At 28.9% G+C, this 18,356-nt stretch carries 15 protein-coding genes; 6 read left to right on the forward strand and 9 right to left on the reverse strand.

The annotated features are described in order from the left end of the window. Nucleotides 1–12 precede the first annotated feature (12 nt). The 3 genes from J2Z24_RS07405 (at nucleotide 13) to J2Z24_RS07415 (ending at nucleotide 3,474) form a co-directional block, all read left to right on the forward strand. Nucleotides 13–1,935, forward strand: coding sequence for an ABC-F family ATP-binding cassette domain-containing protein (locus tag J2Z24_RS07405; RefSeq protein WP_035148631.1), 1,923 nt, complete (start codon nucleotides 13–15; stop codon nucleotides 1,933–1,935). A 152-nt stretch (nucleotides 1,936–2,087) separates the two neighbouring features. Beyond that, on the forward strand, nucleotides 2,088–3,218 hold the full coding sequence (locus J2Z24_RS07410) for a zinc-dependent alcohol dehydrogenase (RefSeq protein WP_035148632.1): 1,131 nt from the start codon (nucleotides 2,088–2,090) through the stop codon (nucleotides 3,216–3,218). Between the two features lie 82 nt (nucleotides 3,219–3,300). Beyond that, the gene (locus J2Z24_RS07415; RefSeq protein ID WP_085059077.1) at nucleotides 3,301–3,474 is read left to right on the forward strand and encodes a CDIF630_02480 family spore surface protein; all 174 of its coding nucleotides are present in this window, start codon (nucleotides 3,301–3,303) and stop codon (nucleotides 3,472–3,474) included. 65 nt (nucleotides 3,475–3,539) lie between these two features. On the opposite strand, the gene nifJ is transcribed toward J2Z24_RS07415, so the two are convergent. From nifJ to sdaAB, 3 genes are all read right to left on the reverse strand, one after another. After that, complete coding sequence (gene nifJ / locus J2Z24_RS07420; protein WP_035148634.1) at nucleotides 3,540–7,067, reverse strand: pyruvate:ferredoxin (flavodoxin) oxidoreductase; 3,528 nt, start codon at nucleotides 7,065–7,067, stop codon at nucleotides 3,540–3,542. A 161-nt stretch (nucleotides 7,068–7,228) separates the two neighbouring features. Beyond that, the gene (gene sdaAA, locus J2Z24_RS07425; protein ID WP_035148635.1) at nucleotides 7,229–8,101 is read right to left on the reverse strand and encodes an L-serine ammonia-lyase, iron-sulfur-dependent, subunit alpha; all 873 of its coding nucleotides are present in this window, start codon (nucleotides 8,099–8,101) and stop codon (nucleotides 7,229–7,231) included. Between the two features lies 1 nt (nucleotide 8,102). Next, on the reverse strand, nucleotides 8,103–8,786 hold the full coding sequence (sdaAB, locus tag J2Z24_RS07430) for an L-serine ammonia-lyase, iron-sulfur-dependent subunit beta (protein WP_035148636.1): 684 nt from the start codon (nucleotides 8,784–8,786) through the stop codon (nucleotides 8,103–8,105). Between the two features lie 384 nt (nucleotides 8,787–9,170). Between sdaAB and J2Z24_RS07435 the strand changes: the two genes are divergently transcribed. Then, on the forward strand, nucleotides 9,171–10,370 hold the full coding sequence (locus J2Z24_RS07435) for a dicarboxylate/amino acid:cation symporter (RefSeq protein WP_035148637.1): 1,200 nt from the start codon (nucleotides 9,171–9,173) through the stop codon (nucleotides 10,368–10,370). 77 nt (nucleotides 10,371–10,447) lie between these two features. Here J2Z24_RS07435 and J2Z24_RS07440 read toward each other — a convergent pair whose 3' ends face one another. Together J2Z24_RS07440 and J2Z24_RS07445 are read right to left on the reverse strand one after the other, a co-directional pair. Further along, nucleotides 10,448–10,612, reverse strand: a complete 165-nt coding sequence (locus tag J2Z24_RS07440) for a hypothetical protein (protein ID WP_156950247.1) — start codon at nucleotides 10,610–10,612, stop codon at nucleotides 10,448–10,450. Nucleotides 10,613–10,746: 134 nt separating this feature from the next. Next, entirely contained in the window at nucleotides 10,747–11,445 is a 699-nt protein-coding gene (locus J2Z24_RS07445) for a radical SAM protein (RefSeq protein WP_035148638.1), read from the reverse strand. A gap of 229 nt (nucleotides 11,446–11,674) precedes the next feature. Here J2Z24_RS07445 and J2Z24_RS07450 point away from each other — a divergent pair, with 229 nt between their 5' ends. Continuing rightward, entirely contained in the window at nucleotides 11,675–13,069 is a 1,395-nt protein-coding gene (locus J2Z24_RS07450) for a hypothetical protein (protein ID WP_035148640.1), read from the forward strand. A 153-nt stretch (nucleotides 13,070–13,222) separates the two neighbouring features. Here the strand turns inward: J2Z24_RS07450 and rpsA are convergent, their stop codons facing one another. From rpsA to J2Z24_RS21605, 3 genes are all read right to left on the reverse strand, one after another. Then, nucleotides 13,223–14,395 carry a 30S ribosomal protein S1 gene (gene rpsA, locus J2Z24_RS07455; protein ID WP_035148642.1) on the reverse strand — a complete coding sequence of 391 codons (1,173 nt, stop codon included), beginning with the start codon at nucleotides 14,393–14,395 and terminating at the stop codon, nucleotides 13,223–13,225. Between the two features lie 154 nt (nucleotides 14,396–14,549). Further along, on the reverse strand, nucleotides 14,550–16,247 hold the full coding sequence (locus J2Z24_RS07460) for a diguanylate cyclase (RefSeq protein WP_035148644.1): 1,698 nt from the start codon (nucleotides 16,245–16,247) through the stop codon (nucleotides 14,550–14,552). Nucleotides 16,248–16,317: 70 nt separating this feature from the next. Continuing rightward, a complete protein-coding gene (locus tag J2Z24_RS21605) occupies nucleotides 16,318–16,455 on the reverse strand; it encodes a cyclic lactone autoinducer peptide (protein ID WP_085059078.1) in 138 nt (45 codons plus the stop codon). A gap of 162 nt (nucleotides 16,456–16,617) precedes the next feature. On the opposite strand from J2Z24_RS21605, the gene J2Z24_RS07470 reads away from it, so the two are divergent. After that, nucleotides 16,618–16,764, forward strand: a complete 147-nt coding sequence (locus J2Z24_RS07470; protein ID WP_156950248.1) for a hypothetical protein — start codon at nucleotides 16,618–16,620, stop codon at nucleotides 16,762–16,764. Between the two features lie 356 nt (nucleotides 16,765–17,120). Here J2Z24_RS07470 and J2Z24_RS07475 read toward each other — a convergent pair whose 3' ends face one another. After that, nucleotides 17,121–18,263: a D-alanyl-D-alanine carboxypeptidase family protein gene (locus J2Z24_RS07475; protein ID WP_051593297.1), complete on the reverse strand. Its 1,143-nt coding sequence runs from the start codon at nucleotides 18,261–18,263 to the stop codon at nucleotides 17,121–17,123. Nucleotides 18,264–18,356: the final 93 nt, after the last annotated feature.

Below are 18,356 nucleotides of genomic sequence, written 5' to 3' on the forward strand. Positions count from 1 at the left end.
GGCGGTAATAAAATGAACTTACTATCAGTAGAAAATTTGAGTAAAAGTTATGGAGAAAAATTATTACTAAATAATATTAGTTTTGGTATAAATGAAGGAGATAAAATAGGTATTATAGGGATAAATGGTACTGGTAAATCTACTCTACTTAAAATAATTACTGGCATAGAAAGCTATGAAACCGGTAATATTATTCAAAAAAACAATATGGTTATAGAATATCTTTCTCAAAATCCTTTTTTTGATGAAGAGGCAAATGTAATTCAACAAGTTTTTAAAGGAACTTCTCCTTTAATGGATACCATAAGAAATTATGAAGACTACCTAAAACAAGTTGAATTAAATCCCTATGACGAAAGTTTACAAAAAAAACTTATGAGCTTAACTTCAAAAATGGATAATTTGAACCTTTGGCAAATAGAAAGTGAGGCAAAAGCCATATTAACTACCTTTGGAATTACAAATTTTTATAAAAAAATTAAAAACCTATCTGGAGGGCAAAAGAAAAGAATAGCCCTTTGTAGTGCTTTAATAAATCCTAGTGATCTTCTAATCCTAGATGAGCCTACAAACCATATGGATAATGAAATTATAAGCTGGTTAGAAGAATATTTAAATAAAAGAAAAGGTGCTCTGCTTATGATTACTCATGATAGATATTTTCTAGATAGAGTAACTAATAGAATATTTGAAATAAGTAAAGGTACTCTTTATAGTTACACTGGAAATTATAGTGTATTCTTAGAAAAACGATTAGAAAGAGAAGAATTAGAACAGGCTTCTGAAGCAAAACGTCAAAATCTTCTAAGAAGAGAACTTGAGTGGATAAAAAGAGGAGCTAAAGCTAGAACAACAAAACAGAAAGCTAGAATTGATAGATTTAATAAACTTTCTGAAGAAAAAATAGACATAAATAATAATAAATTAGAAATATCTACTTCCTATACAAGACTTGGGAAAAAAGTTATAGAGCTTAAAAATATATATAAATATTTTTCAAACAATGTATTAATTAAAGATTTTAACTATATAGTTTTACCTGATGACAGAATAGGAATCGTTGGTGCTAATGGTATAGGTAAATCTACTCTTATTAATATTTTGATAGGAAATTTAAAACCCGATGAAGGAACTGTGGATATAGGCGAAACCGTAAAAATTGGTCACTTTTCCCAAGAGTGGAAACCTATAGATGAAGAATTAAGAGTTATTGAATATATTAGAGAATCTGCAGAGTTTATAACCACATCTGATGGAACAAAAATATCTGCTTCTCAGATGCTAGAAAAATTCTTATTTACTTCAGAGGCACAATGGACTCCTATAAATAAACTTTCTGGTGGAGAAAAAAGAAGGCTTTATCTTTTAAAAGTATTAATGGACTCCCCAAATGTATTATTATTAGATGAGCCTACCAATGATTTAGATACTGAAACTTTAACTATATTGGAAGATTATCTTCAAAGCTTTAATGGTGCTGTAATTACTGTTTCTCATGATAGATACTTCTTAGATAAAGTGGTGGATAAGATTTTTGTTTTTGAAGGAGCAGGACTAATTAGAGAGTATACCGGAAACTATACTGAGTGCTTGGAAAAAATAAAGGATAAATGTTTTAAAAATGATGAAGAAAAGCTGAAGACAGAAAAAAGTAATATAAAAAATAAAGATAATGAAGAAAATAAAAAGGAAAAACCTCTAAAGTTTTCCTATAAAGAAAAATTAGAATATGAAGGAATAGAAGAAGTTATTGAAAAACTTGAAGAAGAATTATGCAAAGTAGAAAAAGATATAGAGTATTTTAGTTCCGATTTTAAAAAACTTGAAGAAGCTTTGAGAAAAAAGAGTGAACTAGAAAAACTTCTTGAAGAAAAGATGGATAGATGGTCATACCTTAGTGAACTAGCCGAAAAAATAGAAGAATCAAAAGCCTAATATAAAAGACCCTTTTATATATTTAATATAATTATTGTTAGTATTAACTATTAAGAAAATATTAATTCAAGCTAAATATTCGTTCTATGAATATTTAATTCATAATATGAAAAAAATACATATGTTAACATATATTGAAAGGGGTTTTCTAAATGAAAGCATTAACTTATGAAGGAATTAGACATGTTGGAATAAAAAATATAAAAGATCCATCAATTATTAATAAAGACGATTTAATTTTGAAAGTTACTTCTACGGCTATATGTGGTTCTGATCTTCATCTGATTCATGGTATGATTCCTAATATGCCCAAGGGCTTTATTCTTGGTCATGAAACTATGGGCATAATTGAAGAAATAGGACCTGAAGTTACTAATGTAAAAAAAGGTGATAGAGTTATTATACCATTTCCCATATCTTGTGGTCACTGTTGGTATTGTGAACATGATCTTTGGAGTCAATGTGATAACTCTAATCCTAATGGTGAAACTGGTGCCATATTTGGATATAGTAATACCTTTGGAGGCTATGATGGTGGTCAGGCAGAATACTTAAGAGTACCTTATGGAAATATAGGGCCAACACTTGTTCCTGAAGAACTTGAGGATGAACAAGTGTTATTTTTAACTGATATACTTCCAACATCCTACTGGGCAGTTGAAAATGGAGGAGTTAAATTAAATGACACAGTAGTAGTCTTAGGTTGTGGTCCTGTAGGCCTATTAACACAAAAGTGGGCCATTTTTCATGGAGCAAAAAGAGTAATTGTAGTAGATAGAGTAGATTACAGGTTGAATCATGCTAAGAAATTTAATCAAGTAGAAACAATAAACTTTGAAGATTATGATAATACTGGTGAATACATAAAAGAGATAACTGGTGGTGGTGCTGATGTAGTAATAGATTGTGTTGGCATGGATGGAAAAATGTCTGGTATAGAAAAGATGGAAACTATGCTTAAGCTACAAGGAGGCTCAAAATCTGCCATTGAAATTGCAACGCAAGCAGTAAGAAAAGGTGGTACTATATCTATAGTAGGTGTATATGGAAGTAAATATAATTTATTTCCGTTTGGAGACTTATTTTCAAGAAACATAACTTTAAAAATGGGCCAATGTCCGGCTCATTCTTATGTAACTAGAATATTGAACTTAATTAAAGAAAACAAGTTCGATCCTAGGGATATCATAACTCATACACTTCCATTAGTTAAAGGTGATTATGCCTATGAAATTTTTTACAAAAAATTAGATAATTGTATTAAAGTGGTTTTAAAACCATAAATATATATATATAATTAGTATAACTTTTTACTCTATGTATAATAATAATTTTAAACAATTATTTTTTCCGAGGAGGAATAGTATGGATAACGATACAATAAAAGTGAACACCCCAACTAAAAGAATTCCAATAGAGCAGCATAACACTGCTGCTTGGGCAAACATAGAGTATATGAAACCTGAATCCCAAGTTACTGTACCTAGCGAAGTAGAAACCTTTAACGCTAAGGAATGGGTAGATTCTAATCAAAAATAACATTGATATTTATTAAAAATCACAATATAAAGAGCACCATGAAATCATGGTGCTCTTTATATTGTTTAGAAGTTTTCAGACATTTTTTTATAGGTGACATATCTTTCCTTTGCATGCTTTTCTGCCGCAGCAAACATTTCTTCTGCGACTTCTGGAAATACATTAGCTAATGAAGTATACCTTATTTCTCCCTTGATAAAATCTTGGAAGGATGCTTCTGGCTCTTTAGATTCAAGAATAAATGCATTCTTTCCTTCTTCTTTTAACATTGGGTTATATCTATATAGATGCCAGTATCCTGCAGCTACAGCTTTCTTTTCTTCTGCTACACTGCTTCCCATACCTGACTTTATGCCATGATTTATACAAGGTGCATAAGCAATTATTAAAGATGGTCCTTTATATTCTTCAGCTTCTCTTATTACTTTTAATGTTTGATTCATATTAGCTCCCATAGCTATTTGAGCTACGTATACATATCCATAACTCATAGCCATAAGTCCTAAATCTTTTTTTCTTATTCTCTTCCCTGCTGCGGCAAATTTAGCTACTGCTGCAGTAGGTGTAGATTTAGACATCTGTCCTCCAGTGTTGGAATAAACCTCTGTGTCTAATACAAGTACATTCACATCGTCTCCTGATGCCAATACTTGATCTAATCCACCAAAACCAATATCATAAGCCCAGCCATCTCCACCAATTATCCATATAGATTTCTTAGTAAGATAATCTTTCTTATCCATTATTTCTTTTAATATTGGATCCTTAGCATAATCCTCTTTTTTTAATATTTCTATAATATTTTCTGAGGCATACTTAGATTTTTCTCCATCTTCCATTGAATCTAACCAATTTGTAAACGCTGCCTTTATTTCTTCCTTATAATTGTTTGTATTTAGAGCTTCTCTAATTAATTCTTCTAATCTTTCTCTAATATGTTTAGTAGCTAAATACATTCCGTATCCATATTCTGCATTATCCTCGAATAAAGAATTTCCCCATGCGGGTCCTTGACCTTTGCTATTTGTAGTATATGGATTAGATGGAGCACTTCCCGCCCAAATAGATGAACAGCCTGTAGCATTAGCAATCATCATTCTATCTCCATATAGCTGAGTTATAAGTTTAACATAAGCAGTTTCTCCACACCCTGGGCAAGCTCCATTAAACTCTAACAATGGCTTTTTAAATTGACTACCTTTAACAGTATATATATCCATAGGAGATTGTTGATCTTCAATAGTCACTGCAAAATCCCAATTATCATTTTCCATTTCTATTTCTTCTTCTGCTGGCTTCATAATTAAAGCTTTTCCTGGAGCTGGACATATATCAGCGCAATTACCACACCCAGTACAATCTAGTGGATCAACTTGAATTCTATATTGATAATTTTCAAGCCCCTTACCTGTTGCCTGCTTAGTCTTAAATGTATCAGGAGCTTTCTTTAAGTCTTCCTGGGTAAGTAAGAATGGTCTTACAGTAGAATGTGGGCAAATATACGAACACTGATTACATTGAATACATCTATCAATTTGCCATTCTGGAATAAGTACTGCTATTCCTCTTTTTTCATAAGCTGTAGTTCCTAATGGGAATGAACCATCTTCCATTCCAAGAAAAGCACTTACAGGTAGTTCATCACCCTCATGTCTTGCCATAGGTATTTGAATATTTTTTACAAAATCTGGAACACTTCTTTCTACAACCTTTTCCTGCACTGCATTCTTCCATGACTCAGGAACATTTATCTTTATCAATCCATTTATTCCTTCATCAACCGCTTTCTTATTCATTTCAACAATTTTTTCGCCTTTTTTACCATAAGTAGTTTGTATGGAATCTTTTAAATATTTTGCTGCATCTTCTATAGGTATTATATTAGCTAATTTAAAGAAGGCAGATTGCATTACCATATTTATTCTTCCACCAAGACCAATACTTCTAGCAATACTTATAGCATCTATTACATAAAAATTAATATCATTTTCAGCAATATATTTTTTTAGATAACTTGGTAACTTTTCGTCTAATTCTTTTTCTTCTTTCCATGGACAATTTAATACAAATGTTCCACCTTTCTTTAATCCTTTTAATAAATCATAATTATACAAGAAAGATTTATTATGACAAGCTATATAATCTGAATTAAATACTAAGTAAGCCGATCTTATTGGCTTTTTACCAAATCTTAAGTGGGAAACTGTAGTACCTCCAGATTTTTTACTGTCATATGAGAAATATGCCTGAGCATATAAATCTGTTTTATCTCCTATTATTTTAACTGCAGTTTTATTTGCTCCTACAGTTCCATCAGATCCAAGTCCCCAGAACTTACAGCTTATAGTTCCTTCTGGCGTAGTATTTACTATTCCTTCTGAAGGAATAGATGTATTAGTTACATCATCTACTATTCCTATAGTAAAATGATCCTTAGGATCATCTTTTTGTAGATTTCTAAATACTGCAATTAATTCTGAAGGCGTTGTATCTTTAGATCCTAGTCCATATCTTCCACCAACTATTATAGGTTTACTTTCTTTTTTATAAAACAATTTTGCTATATCTAAGTACAAAGGTTCTCCTATAGAACCAGGCTCCTTTGTTCTATCTAAAACTGCAATTTTTTCTACAGTTTTTGGTAATACATTAAAGAAATACTTTTCTGAGAAAGGTCTATATAGATGTACTTTTATAAATCCTACCTTTTCTCCTTGAGTTAACATATAATCAACAGTTTCTTCTAAAGTATCACATACAGATCCCATAGCGATTATCACATATTTTGCATCTTCTGCACCGTAGTAATCAAATGGGTGATATTCTCTTCCTGTTATATTCTTTATTTCTTTCATATATTCTTCTACTATATCAGGCACTGCATCATAAAACTTATTGGAAACTTCTCTTCCTTGAAAATATATATCAGGATTTTGAGCTGTTCCTCTAAGAGTAGGGTGCTCTGGATTTAATGCTCTTTTTCTAAATTCATCTATAGCTTTATAATCAACTAACTTTGCTACATCTTCATATTGAATTACTTCTACCTTTTGATATTCATGAGAAGTTCTGAAGCCATCAAAAAAATGTAAAAATGGTATCCTGGACTTTATTGCTGATAAATGAGAAATAAATCCTAAATCCATTACTTCTTGAACACTTGAAGATGCCAGCATAGCAAATCCCGTTTGTCTGCAGGCCATTACGTCTTGATGATCCCCAAAAATGGATAATGCATGAGCTGCAATAGCACGAGCACTTACATGGAAAACACCTGGTAACAATTCTCCTGCTATTTTATACATGTCAGGTATCATAAGCAAAAGTCCTTGTGACGCAGTATAAGTAGTAGTCAAAGCTCCTGCTGCTAAAGAGCCATGCACTGCTCCTGCTGCTCCTGCTTCAGATTGCATTTCTGCTATCTTTACCCTTTGACCAAATATATTCTTTTTACCATGAGCAGACCATTCATCTACCCCTTCTGCCATTGGACTAGACGGAGTAATAGGAAATATAGCTGCAACCTCAGTAAAAGCATAAGATGCATATGCTGCTGCACCATTTCCATCCATTGTTTTCATTATTTTTTTCATAATTCAACCTCCTTATGTAAAATTACAATACATATAGTTTATTATTGGGTTAATATTTATTTTTTATGTACCAAAAAATATGCTTTTTCCTATATAGATTTTGTATAAAAAATCATAAATAAAAAAACTAGCTCATAATACTTAAGAGCTAGTTTCGTTTTTTACTTAAATATTTCTTTTTTTAATTTTAAAGCTGTTGGAGTAATAGCTATACCTCCTAATGCAGTCTCTCTTAATTCTGGAGATAATTGTTTTCCAACCTTATACATTGCCCAAACTACTTCATCAAAAGGTATCATACTTTTAACTCCGCTCATAACAATATCTGCAGTAGTAAGTGCATTTACTGTTCCAGCAATATTTCTCTTAGCACAGGGTACTTCTACAAGCCCAGCTACAGGATCACATACAAGTCCTAATATATTTTTTATAACTATGGCTGCTGCATCCAAAGCTTGCTCAACAGTTCCTCCCATCATTTCTACTACTGCTGCTGATGCCATGGCAGCTGCTGATCCACATTCCGCTTGGCACCCTCCTTCTGCTCCTGATAAGGTAGCATTTTTAGCTATTATAATTCCCACTCCCGAAGCAGTAAATAATGCATTAACTAATTCTTCTTCTGATTTATTTAGCTTTTCTCCTGCTGATATTATTACTGCTGGTAAAATTCCACAAGAACCAGCTGTTGGACAAGCAACTATTTTTCCCATAGCTGCATTAACCTCTGAAGATGATATAGCTCTTGCCATTGCTCTTACCATAAATTCTCCAGTTAAAGTTTTTCCACTATCTGCAAATTCTTTAAGTTTTACAGCATCTCCTCCTATAAGTCCGCTTACAGATCTTACCTGATTTTCTTGAGCAAACTCTGATGAATTTTTCATTACATTTAAATTTTGAGCCATTTTATCCATAATCTTTTTTCTATCAATACCACTTTTAGATATCTCTTCTCTTATTGTATATTCACTTATAGTTAAACCTTCTTTTTTACATATTTCTATCAATTCTTTGCCGCTACTAACAAACATATTAAATATCTCCTTCCACAATAGGATTTATAAATTTTACATTTTCAATTTCAGGAATTACTTTTATTTTGTCAATTATTTCATGAGATATTAAACTATCAGTTTCTAAAGCCATAGTAGCCTGTTTCCCTCTACTATTTCTATAAACTCTCATATTTGCGATATTCATCTTTTCCTCGTATAATATGGAAGTTATTTTAGATATTACACCTGGCATATCTCTGTGCTGCGTAAGTAATGTTGGATATTCCCCTGTAAACTCTACTTCTTGTCCCTCTATATCAAATATAACTATATTTCCTCCTCCTATTGATGAACCAGATACTTCTGATGACTGACCATCATCTTTAGTTATTATAAATTTTACCGTATTAGGATGTACATCTCCTAAATCTGTCTCAATAAATACTACCTCAATTCCTTCCTTCTCAGCTATTAAAAAAGAGTCTTTTAAATTTTCATCCCAAGGATCCATTCTAAGAATTCCTGCCACTAAAGCTTTATCTGTACCATGTCCTTTATAAGTTTTTGCAAAAGAACCATGAAGTAAAAATTGAACTTTTTTTATTTTTCCTCCTGCAATTATACTAGCTACTTTAGCAAGTCTTGCAGCTCCAGCTGTGTGTGAACTAGAAGGTCCTATCATTATTGGTCCAACTATGTCAAACACTCCAAAATCCTTCATAAATTTTCCTCCCTTATATTCAATTAACCATTATATTATGCATATATTCTTTCACATTACACTTAATTTTTCATGATTATATATCATTATTATATAATAAATTTAAACTTTGTCATCATAAATTTAAAAATTAAATTTGAATTGTTATAAAATTTCGAATTGAATACGCAAATGTGTGACAATAAGGCACTTGTTAATACATAAATGTAAAAAAATATAAAAAAAGTTATTTTTAGTTGAAATTTAAAATCTAGTATGATATACTTCATTTGAATATAAATCTGTATGATATTATTCATATAAAATATCAGAAATTTTCAACAGATTAATCGATTAATCTAAAACTAATTTTCAGTAATTAAAACAATTCTAGGGGGAATATTTATGGGTAGTAAAAAATTTCATTTAGGATTAATTCCTAAAATTTTAATTGGTATTTTAATTGGTGTACTAATCGGTAAATCATTGCCGGTTTGGTTTACTAGAATTTTTATAACATTTAGTTCTATATTTGGTAACTTTTTAGGATTCATTGTTCCACTTCTTATCCTAGGTTTTGTAACTGCTGGTATAGCTGAACTGGGTACTGGAGCTGGTAAACTTCTAGGAATAACAGTAGGAATAGCATATTTATTTACCCTAATCTCAGGTTTTTTTGCATATGGTGTTGGAAAAACATTATTACCTTTGATAATAACTAATGATACTACTAAGCATATATCTTCTGCCGCAAAAGATTTAGAACCTTTCTTTAAAGTTGATATGCCTCCTGTTATGAACGTTATGACAGCTCTTATTTTAGCATTCTTATTAGGTTTAGGAATTGCAGCTATTAACAGTAAGCCTCTTAGAAAAATAGCTGAAGATTTTCAAGCAATTATAACAAAAGCAATCGAAAACATTATTATACCATTACTTCCAGTACACATAGTTGGAATATTTGCTAATATGACATATACAGGACAAGTTGCAACAGTATTTTCTGTTTTCTGGAAAGTATTTATTATAATAATTTGTTCTCATATTATTATACTGTTATTTCAATTTACAATTTCATGTTCTATCAGTAAAAAAAATGTATTTAAATCTCTAAAATTACAAATACCTGGATATCTAACTGCTTTAGGAACTCAATCCTCAGCTGCAACCATTCCTGTTAATTTAAAATGTGCAGAAAATATTGGTACTTCTAAGGGTATAAGAGAATTTGTAATTCCACTTTGCGCTACCACTCATATGTCTGGTAGTACAATTACTTTAACAACTTGTGCTATGTCAGTTATGATGCTTAATAGTATGCCTGTGACTTTAGGTAATTTTGCTGGCTTTATTGCAATGTTAGGAATTTCAATAGTAGCTGCTCCTGGTGTTCCTGGTGGCGCGGTTATGGCATCACTTGGCGCATTGGAATCAATTTTAGGATTTAGTAAACCAATGCTTACTTTAATGATTGCTTTATATATAGCTCAAGATAGCTTTGGAACAGCTTGTAATGTTTCAGGTGATCAAGCTGTTGGTATGATAGTAGATAAAATTCAAAAAAATTCTTCCACTATTGAAGAAAGTTCCTCTGTAAAAGCATAATTATTTTCAGTTTGTTTAAATAATTTAATAAAAACATGCCCTAAATTCATAGCAACTAAATTTGGGCATGTTTTTTACTAAATTTTATATCCATTCTTTTTAGTTTGTAATACGCTATCATTCAACTCCCTTTCTTCAATAGTTTGAGGTATTTGATTTATATTAAATTGTCCTTGATTTTTTTCTCCTTTTTGATTATAGTTTTTTCTATTTTGGCTTTTCACTTCATTTCTATTTTTCACATTTCATCTTCCTTTCTAAAGATATTTTTATCAGCTTCAATATATATTTATATTACCCACAATATATTTAATCTATCCTAAGTATAAATAACTCCTTTATATAAAAATAGAAAAAATAGACTAAAAAACTTAGTCTATTTTATAAAGCTATTAAAATACTTATTTATTGAATTTAATATTCTTTCTTGTACATTAAATCTATTTTTTAATCTTTTTTCTGTAGGTGTTTCTACTAGTATTTCATCAGGTTCCATCTCCTTAATTAACTTCTTAAACTTCTCTATAGAATCATAGTCATTAGAATAATTTTTCAATATAATTATATCTAATATAAATCTGCCTTTATATTGCTGTCTAAATATTTTTAAATTTTTTATGTATTCATTTAATGTAAATTCCTCTAAAGGTCTTTGTAATTTTTTAAAATATTTATTCTCCATTACTGCAATCTCTGCTATAACTTCATCACAATAATTATAAATATTTATATACTCACTCATATTAAAAATATATCCATTGGTTATTATTCTTACTTTAATTTTTTTCTCTTTGATATAAGTTATTATTTCTTTTATCTTGTTATTTAAAATAGCTTCCCCACTTGGATTTATGAATACCATATCCACTGAATTATTATTTAAAAAGTTTTTTAATCTTTCTAAAAATTCCTGTGTCCCTTTAAAATCAATTGCCTTATCAGTTTTTATATCCGTTTTGCCTATAGGACAGAATACACAATCAAAAGTGCAACAATTCTTTCCTATTGGATTTATATCAACAATTCGCATATTATTATCATCATAATATATATCTCCTATGGAAAACGGCTGCATATAATCCCTCCTTAAATTAAATCCTAACTATATAAATATAATAACATCAAATATAAAATTTACAACATTATTTGACAACAAATCTTGTAAATTTTCTCAGATTGTAATCCATTCTTAACAATATTCTATTGTCGCCATATAAATAGAAATATTTATATATAGACTACTGTAACACTTTAATCTTATGAATCATATTTTTTACTATCAATACTTTTTTGGGAGTGCATTTATGATAATCCATTTAAGTTTATTACACTATATTTATCTTCTTATAATATTTATAATTCTTGTACTTATGATATTGAAAAAAGATATAACTTTAGTATGTATATTAGGTATATTTATTTTAGGATTATTTGCAACATCTTCACTTTCTAGTGCTATAATTGGAGTTTTTAATAGTTTCATTCTTGCTATAAATGAGCTATTAGGAACTATACTTATTATTTCTGTTATAACTGCCATGGGAATTATTTTAAACAAGACAGGTATTAACACAGCTATGGCTAGTCCTTTTACTAGATTCATGAAAACTCCTGCTCTTGCTTACTGGATAATAGGTATATTTATGATGATAATATCTTTTTTCTTCTGGCCCTCTCCTGCTATAGCTTTAATTGGTGCTATATTGGTTCCTGCTGCAGTTAAAATAGGGTTGCCTGCCTTAGGTGCTGCCGTAGCTATGAACTTATTCGGTCATGGTATAGCTTTATCTGGTGATTTTGTAATCCAAGGTGCCCCAAAACTTACAGCAGATGGAGCTGGTATACCAGTAAGTGAAGTTATTTTAGCCTCTATTCCTTTAGTAATAGTAATGGGACTAGTAACCTCTATAACAGCTTTCCTAATGATAAAAAAAGATATGAAATCTGGTAAACTTACTCTAGATAACAATGAAATTAATTTAGAAGAAGATAATCAAGAATTTAAACACCTTATTTCAGAAAAAGGTAAAAAATTTTTTGCTTTTTTAATAACAATTATATTTATTTTTGATATATATATAATGTATAAACTCAAATTACAAGGAGGAAATGCTACAGCTTTAATTGGAGGTACTGCTCTCCTTATACTTGTAGTATTAACCCTATATATAAAGAAAAAAAATGCATCTTCTTTAATAATTTCATATATAGTTGAAGGTTTTGTTTTTGGATTTAAGGTGTTTGGTCCTGTAATTCCTATAGCTGCTTTTTTTTACTTGGGAGATACAGGTTTCATAAAAATATTTGGTGACGTATTGCCTAAAGATTCTACTGGACTTGTTAATGATTTAGGAATAGCTCTTGCAAATATAGCCCCAATTAATGCTCCAGTAGGAGCTACTACCATTACAGCAGTGGGTATAATAACAGGATTGGATGGATCTGGATTTTCTGGAATATCCTTAGCTGGCTCTGTAGCTAAAATATTTGGAATTTCATTAAAAAAAGGTACCGCCACTTTGACAGCTTTAGGTCAAATATCTGCTATTTGGGTTGGTGGTGGAACAATTGTACCTTGGTCCTTAATTCCAGTAGCAGCCATATGTAAAGTCCATCCATTCGAATTAGCAAAAAGAAATTTAAAACCTGTTGCTCTAGGATTGATAATAACCACTATAGTTGCTATATTTTTAATGTAGCTATCAAGTGATTCTTATTTTGAGATGGAGTTTGCTTAATAATCATCATATAAAAAGGACTAAGTATAAAATATTTAGTCCTTTTTATATGAATTTTTTACTATACTAATATTATATAAAATGTTATGTATAATATTTGCAAAGTATTAGATATTATTCTAATTTCATATTTCTTAATTTATCCTTAAATAAATCTCCTAATGTAAGTGCTTCACTTTTATCATTATATTTTGAAATTTCTTCCTCCAAAATATTATTTGCATTCTTAATACTTAAAGACAATTTTCTGTTTTCTTCATTAATTTCAATTATTTTCACCTTTACTCTATCATTTAATTTTATTACATCAGAAGGCTTTAATATTCTTTCTTCACTAATTTCAGATATGTGTACAAGTCCTTCTATTCCATCTTCTAATTGAACAATAACTCCAAAATCTAAATTTTTAACAACTTTTCCTTCTACTATATCTCCTATCTTATATTTTGCGGATATATCTTTCCATGGATCTTGTTCTACATCTTTAAGTCCCAAAGATATTTTATTCTTTTCATTATCAAAATCTAATACATAAACTTGTACTTTATCTCCAATAGATACTACTTCTGAAGGATTATTAACTCTTTTCCAAGATAAATCATTTAAGTGTATTAGTCCCTCAACTCCACCTAAATCTACAAAAGCTCCAAATTTAGCAAGTCTAGTTACAACTCCTGATCTCTTTTCTCCCTTTTGAAGAGATTTCCAAAATTGCTCTTTACTTTTTTCTATTTGTTCTTTTTCTAATTCTTTCGCTGATAATATAACTCTCCTTTTATTTTTATCAAATTCTATTATCTTTACCTTCAAATTTTTATTTAAAAATGAGCTTAAATCCTTAACATAAGAATAAGATAGATGAGACGCTGGTATAAAAGCTCTTATTTCATTTATATAAGTTACAGCACCACCTTTAACAATTTCTTTTACTATAACATCATATACAGTTCCTAACTTAAAATCTTTTTCAAGCTTATCCCAAGTTTTTATTTCGTCTGCTTTCTTCTTAGAAAGTAGAACATTCCCTTCTCCATCGTTTACTTTAATTATATAAACATATATTTCATCTCCAGATTTTATAGTATCTTTTAAATTACAATCATTATTATTTATCTCTTCTTTATTTATAATCCCATCTGCCATATATCCTATATTTACCATAATCTCTTCTTCTGAAACAGATATAACATTTCCTTTTACTATTTCTCCTTCATGAATTCTTTTCATAGATTTCTCTATTTCCCCCATCATATCCATCATTGAAACTTCTTTATTATTATTTTCCATTTTTCTCTCTCCCTATCTTATAAAATGATTTTAAAATTTTATTTACTATTCTGTATTTTCTCCATATAACAAATTAAATATATTATATTAAATTATTTTTCTATAAAACAATTAGTATTATAAAATATAATATATTATTTAATCTTTAATCACACTATACAGTATTTATTATATTGTCAATTTCTCCTCTATTTTCTTCAACTATTTCTATAAATGCTTCAACTATTTTAGGATCAAATTGGCTCCCACTACACCGCTTCAATTCGAAAATTGCATCTTTATAATTCTTCTTCTTATTATAAGGTCTGTTAGATGTCATTGCATCAAAACTGTCTGCAACAGTTAATATCCTTACAAGATAAGGTATTTCCTCTCCTTGTAATCCTTCTGGATATCCTTTTCCATCATACCTTTCATGGTGATATTTTATTAATGGTATAACCTTTTCTAAAGAATTTACAGATTGAAGTATCTTAACTCCATTTTTAGGATGGCATTTTATTATATTCCATTCCTCATCGCTTAAAGGTACCTTCTTATTTAAAATATCTGCAGATATATTTATTTTTCCAATATCATGCATATATGCACCATACTCAAGTACTTTTTTATCTTCCTCACATAAATTTAGCTTACTTCCTAAAAGTTTAGAATATACTACTACTCTTTCTACATGTGCATATGTATATCTATCTTTAGCATTTATAATACCAATTAATGTTTTAATTGAACTTATTAAATTTACATGTTCTTTTTCAATGTCATTTTTCAATTCATCTAAAACAGAATAATAACATTCTACTCTATTTTTATTAAAAAATTTTGCTCTATACAAAGCATCATCTGCACTATTTACTAATTCATTTTCATTTTTAGACTTGTTTGGAAATATAGATACTCCTATTGATACAGTTACTTTACCATTTGGTTGATTTTCTTCTCCTTCAAATTTATATTCTTCTATCTTCTTCCTTATACTTTCTGCTAAATTTAATGTATACTTTTCATCCTTATAAGGTATTATGATGGCAAACTCTTCCCCTCCGTATCTACAAGCAATTTGTCCATCTTTTACACTATTTTTTAATATAAATCCAATAGTCCTTAAAACCATATCTCCTTTTTGATGTCCATATAAATCATTATAATTCTTAAAATAATCAATATCTATTAAAATAAGTGCTACATTTTTCCCTAATCTTCTACATCTTTCTATACTAGTTTTTAAATATTCATGAAAATATCTATGATTATATAATTCTGTCAATCCATCAATATTAGCCAAATAGGATAAATATTTTATATGTTTATTCTCAATTTTGCTATAATACCCTAAAGTACAAGCTGTTAGTAAAAATACTCCAACCAAGATTAAATCATTTTCAAAATATTGATTTATTTCTATTTCAGTTCCACTAATTAAATCCATTGTAAGTAACATTAATGAACAAACCATAGCTAAAGTAACTCCATATTTTATACCAAATTGTATACTTGAAGTAATAATAATAAATAAAAAAATGAACTTATAATTACTTTCATTAGCACCAGACATTAAAACTAAGATAAAAAAACATAAAACAAACAAAAAATTTTCAACATATTGAATCCATTTAATCCATTTCCATTGAAATTTATTAATTATAAAAAATGACCATACTCCATATAAAAAAGTCAACATTAATGCTATGGATACGCATATAATCATATTAAAATATCCACCGCTAGTAGTTATATCAAAGTTTGAACATCTACTTATAAATATAATTGAACTAAAAAGCAACGAAATTAATTTTACAATAGATAGAGTTTCTAAAATTACTTTTTGCCTGTTCATTTTATTCTGATTCATTTCTCCACTTCCATACTTTTAAATAAAAAATCACTTTAAATATAAAGGACGGAAATACCCGCCCTTTATATTACTTTTCTTGCAAACATTTAGGCTCTTTAGGTTGATAATAACTCCATATACAAGCAGAAGCTGATGTAGAAAGTGCAAAAAAAGTAAAAGCACCTGCTAAAAATCCTATAATTTTATTAGTTAGTTTAAATTTCACTTAAATCACCTCCTCTACCCCATCTCATCTATTCTTATAAATCATATAAAAATTCATGTTTTTTTACTTATCTGGATTTTTTTATGAAAGAAAAATAATACTATTGAAAATATCAATAATGATGGTAATCCATATAATGTTTTTAAAATAGGGTCTTCAAAAATGATTTTAATATTAACATGTAAAATATTTACTAATATTATTGCATTAATACCTTCACAAATAAGCAAAAATATTGTAGATACAATTACAGATCCAATAGATTCAATAACTCCTATTTTATTAATAAAGACTGAAATACACACATAAAAAAAGAATAAAATTATTGTATGTACCCCTAGGTGAATAGGTAACATTCTTATAAAAAAGTTACATATAGATAATAGTACTACAGATATAATTACTTTTTTAATACATATATCCCTTTTATTCAGTATAAAAGATACTAAAATAAGCAATATCCATTCTGGAATAGTCCTAAAGAAAAATTCTATAAAAGTTAATTTCAACAAATTCATCACCTTTTACGCCATAAATTATTGCTCGTTATATTATACTACTATTTGCATACAATTTAAACCATTTATAATATATTTAATATATATATTTTATAAATAAAAAAGTAGAGCTTTTTACTACTCTACCTTTTATAATTATAAATTTCTTTATTTAATGAACTTATCTATCAAAGAATTTTTATTGAATATACCTAGTTTATAATTATTATCAGCAACCAAGCTTTCACTAAAAATTAATTTATCTTCTTTAAATACAAAAATACTGCCAATTTTATCTCCTTTTGCTACATCATCCTTTATTTCTTCTGGAACTTTAACACTTGTTTTGTAATTACAATCTTTTTTTATAGGTATTACTATATCTTTGCTACAAGTTAATTTTATATTCTTTTTATCTCTAGGAGCTTCTCCAATTATTTCTCCTTTTGAATATAATTTTTTATATTCAAAATTTTTCTTTACATATTCATTAATTTTAATAGTTTCATTCCATCTACTTGGTGAATTTAATACTACTATAATAACATCATTTCCATAATTATTTACTGATGTAACAAGGCATTTTCCTGCACCTCCAGTATATCCAGTTTTTACTCCATTGGCTTCTGGTATCTTCCATAATATTTTATTTATATTATGATAACTTCTAGTAAATCCATTACTCTTTCCATCAACATCTTTAGAACTAACAATTTGATCAAATAATTTATGTTTTTTACTTTCGGCTGTAACTACTGCTAAATCATATGCTGTAGAATAATGATCAGAATTATCCAATCCATGAGGGGTATGAAAATGTGTATCAATAAGTCCTAGTCCCGCTGCATATTCATTCATAAGCTTCACAAATTCCTCTACACTTCCACTTATACCCTCTGCAATAGCAATAGCTGCATCATTACCTGATCGCAACATAAGACCATATAGAAGCTCTTTTAGAGTTACCTTCTCTCCCTTTCTATATCCAACTGTTGATCCATGTATTGCTGCTGCTCTCGAAGATATCTCAATTACTTTATCTAAATCTCCATGATTTAATGCTACTAAAGCTGTTATTATCTTTGTTGTACTTGCCATAGGCATAATAATCTCTGAATTTTTCTCCGCAAGTACTACTTTTGAATTAGCATCTAATGCTATATAAGCTTTTGCATTTATTTGCAAATTATTTATATTAGTTTTATTTTTCTTTTCTGGAATTATCACTTGTGATACATAATTTTTACATATACTATCTTTGCTATAAGCTTTTACAACTTTACAACTATAAAGTGTACTATAAATAATCATTGAAAAAATAATAATATAACATATGTTTATTTTTCTTTTTTTCAAAGTTATCACCTCTCTCTACTTCAATTATTTTTCCACCTATATATATTT

Source organism: Clostridium tetanomorphum (genome assembly GCF_017873215.1).
GTDB lineage: Bacteria > Bacillota > Clostridia > Clostridiales > Clostridiaceae > Clostridium_AO > Clostridium_AO tetanomorphum.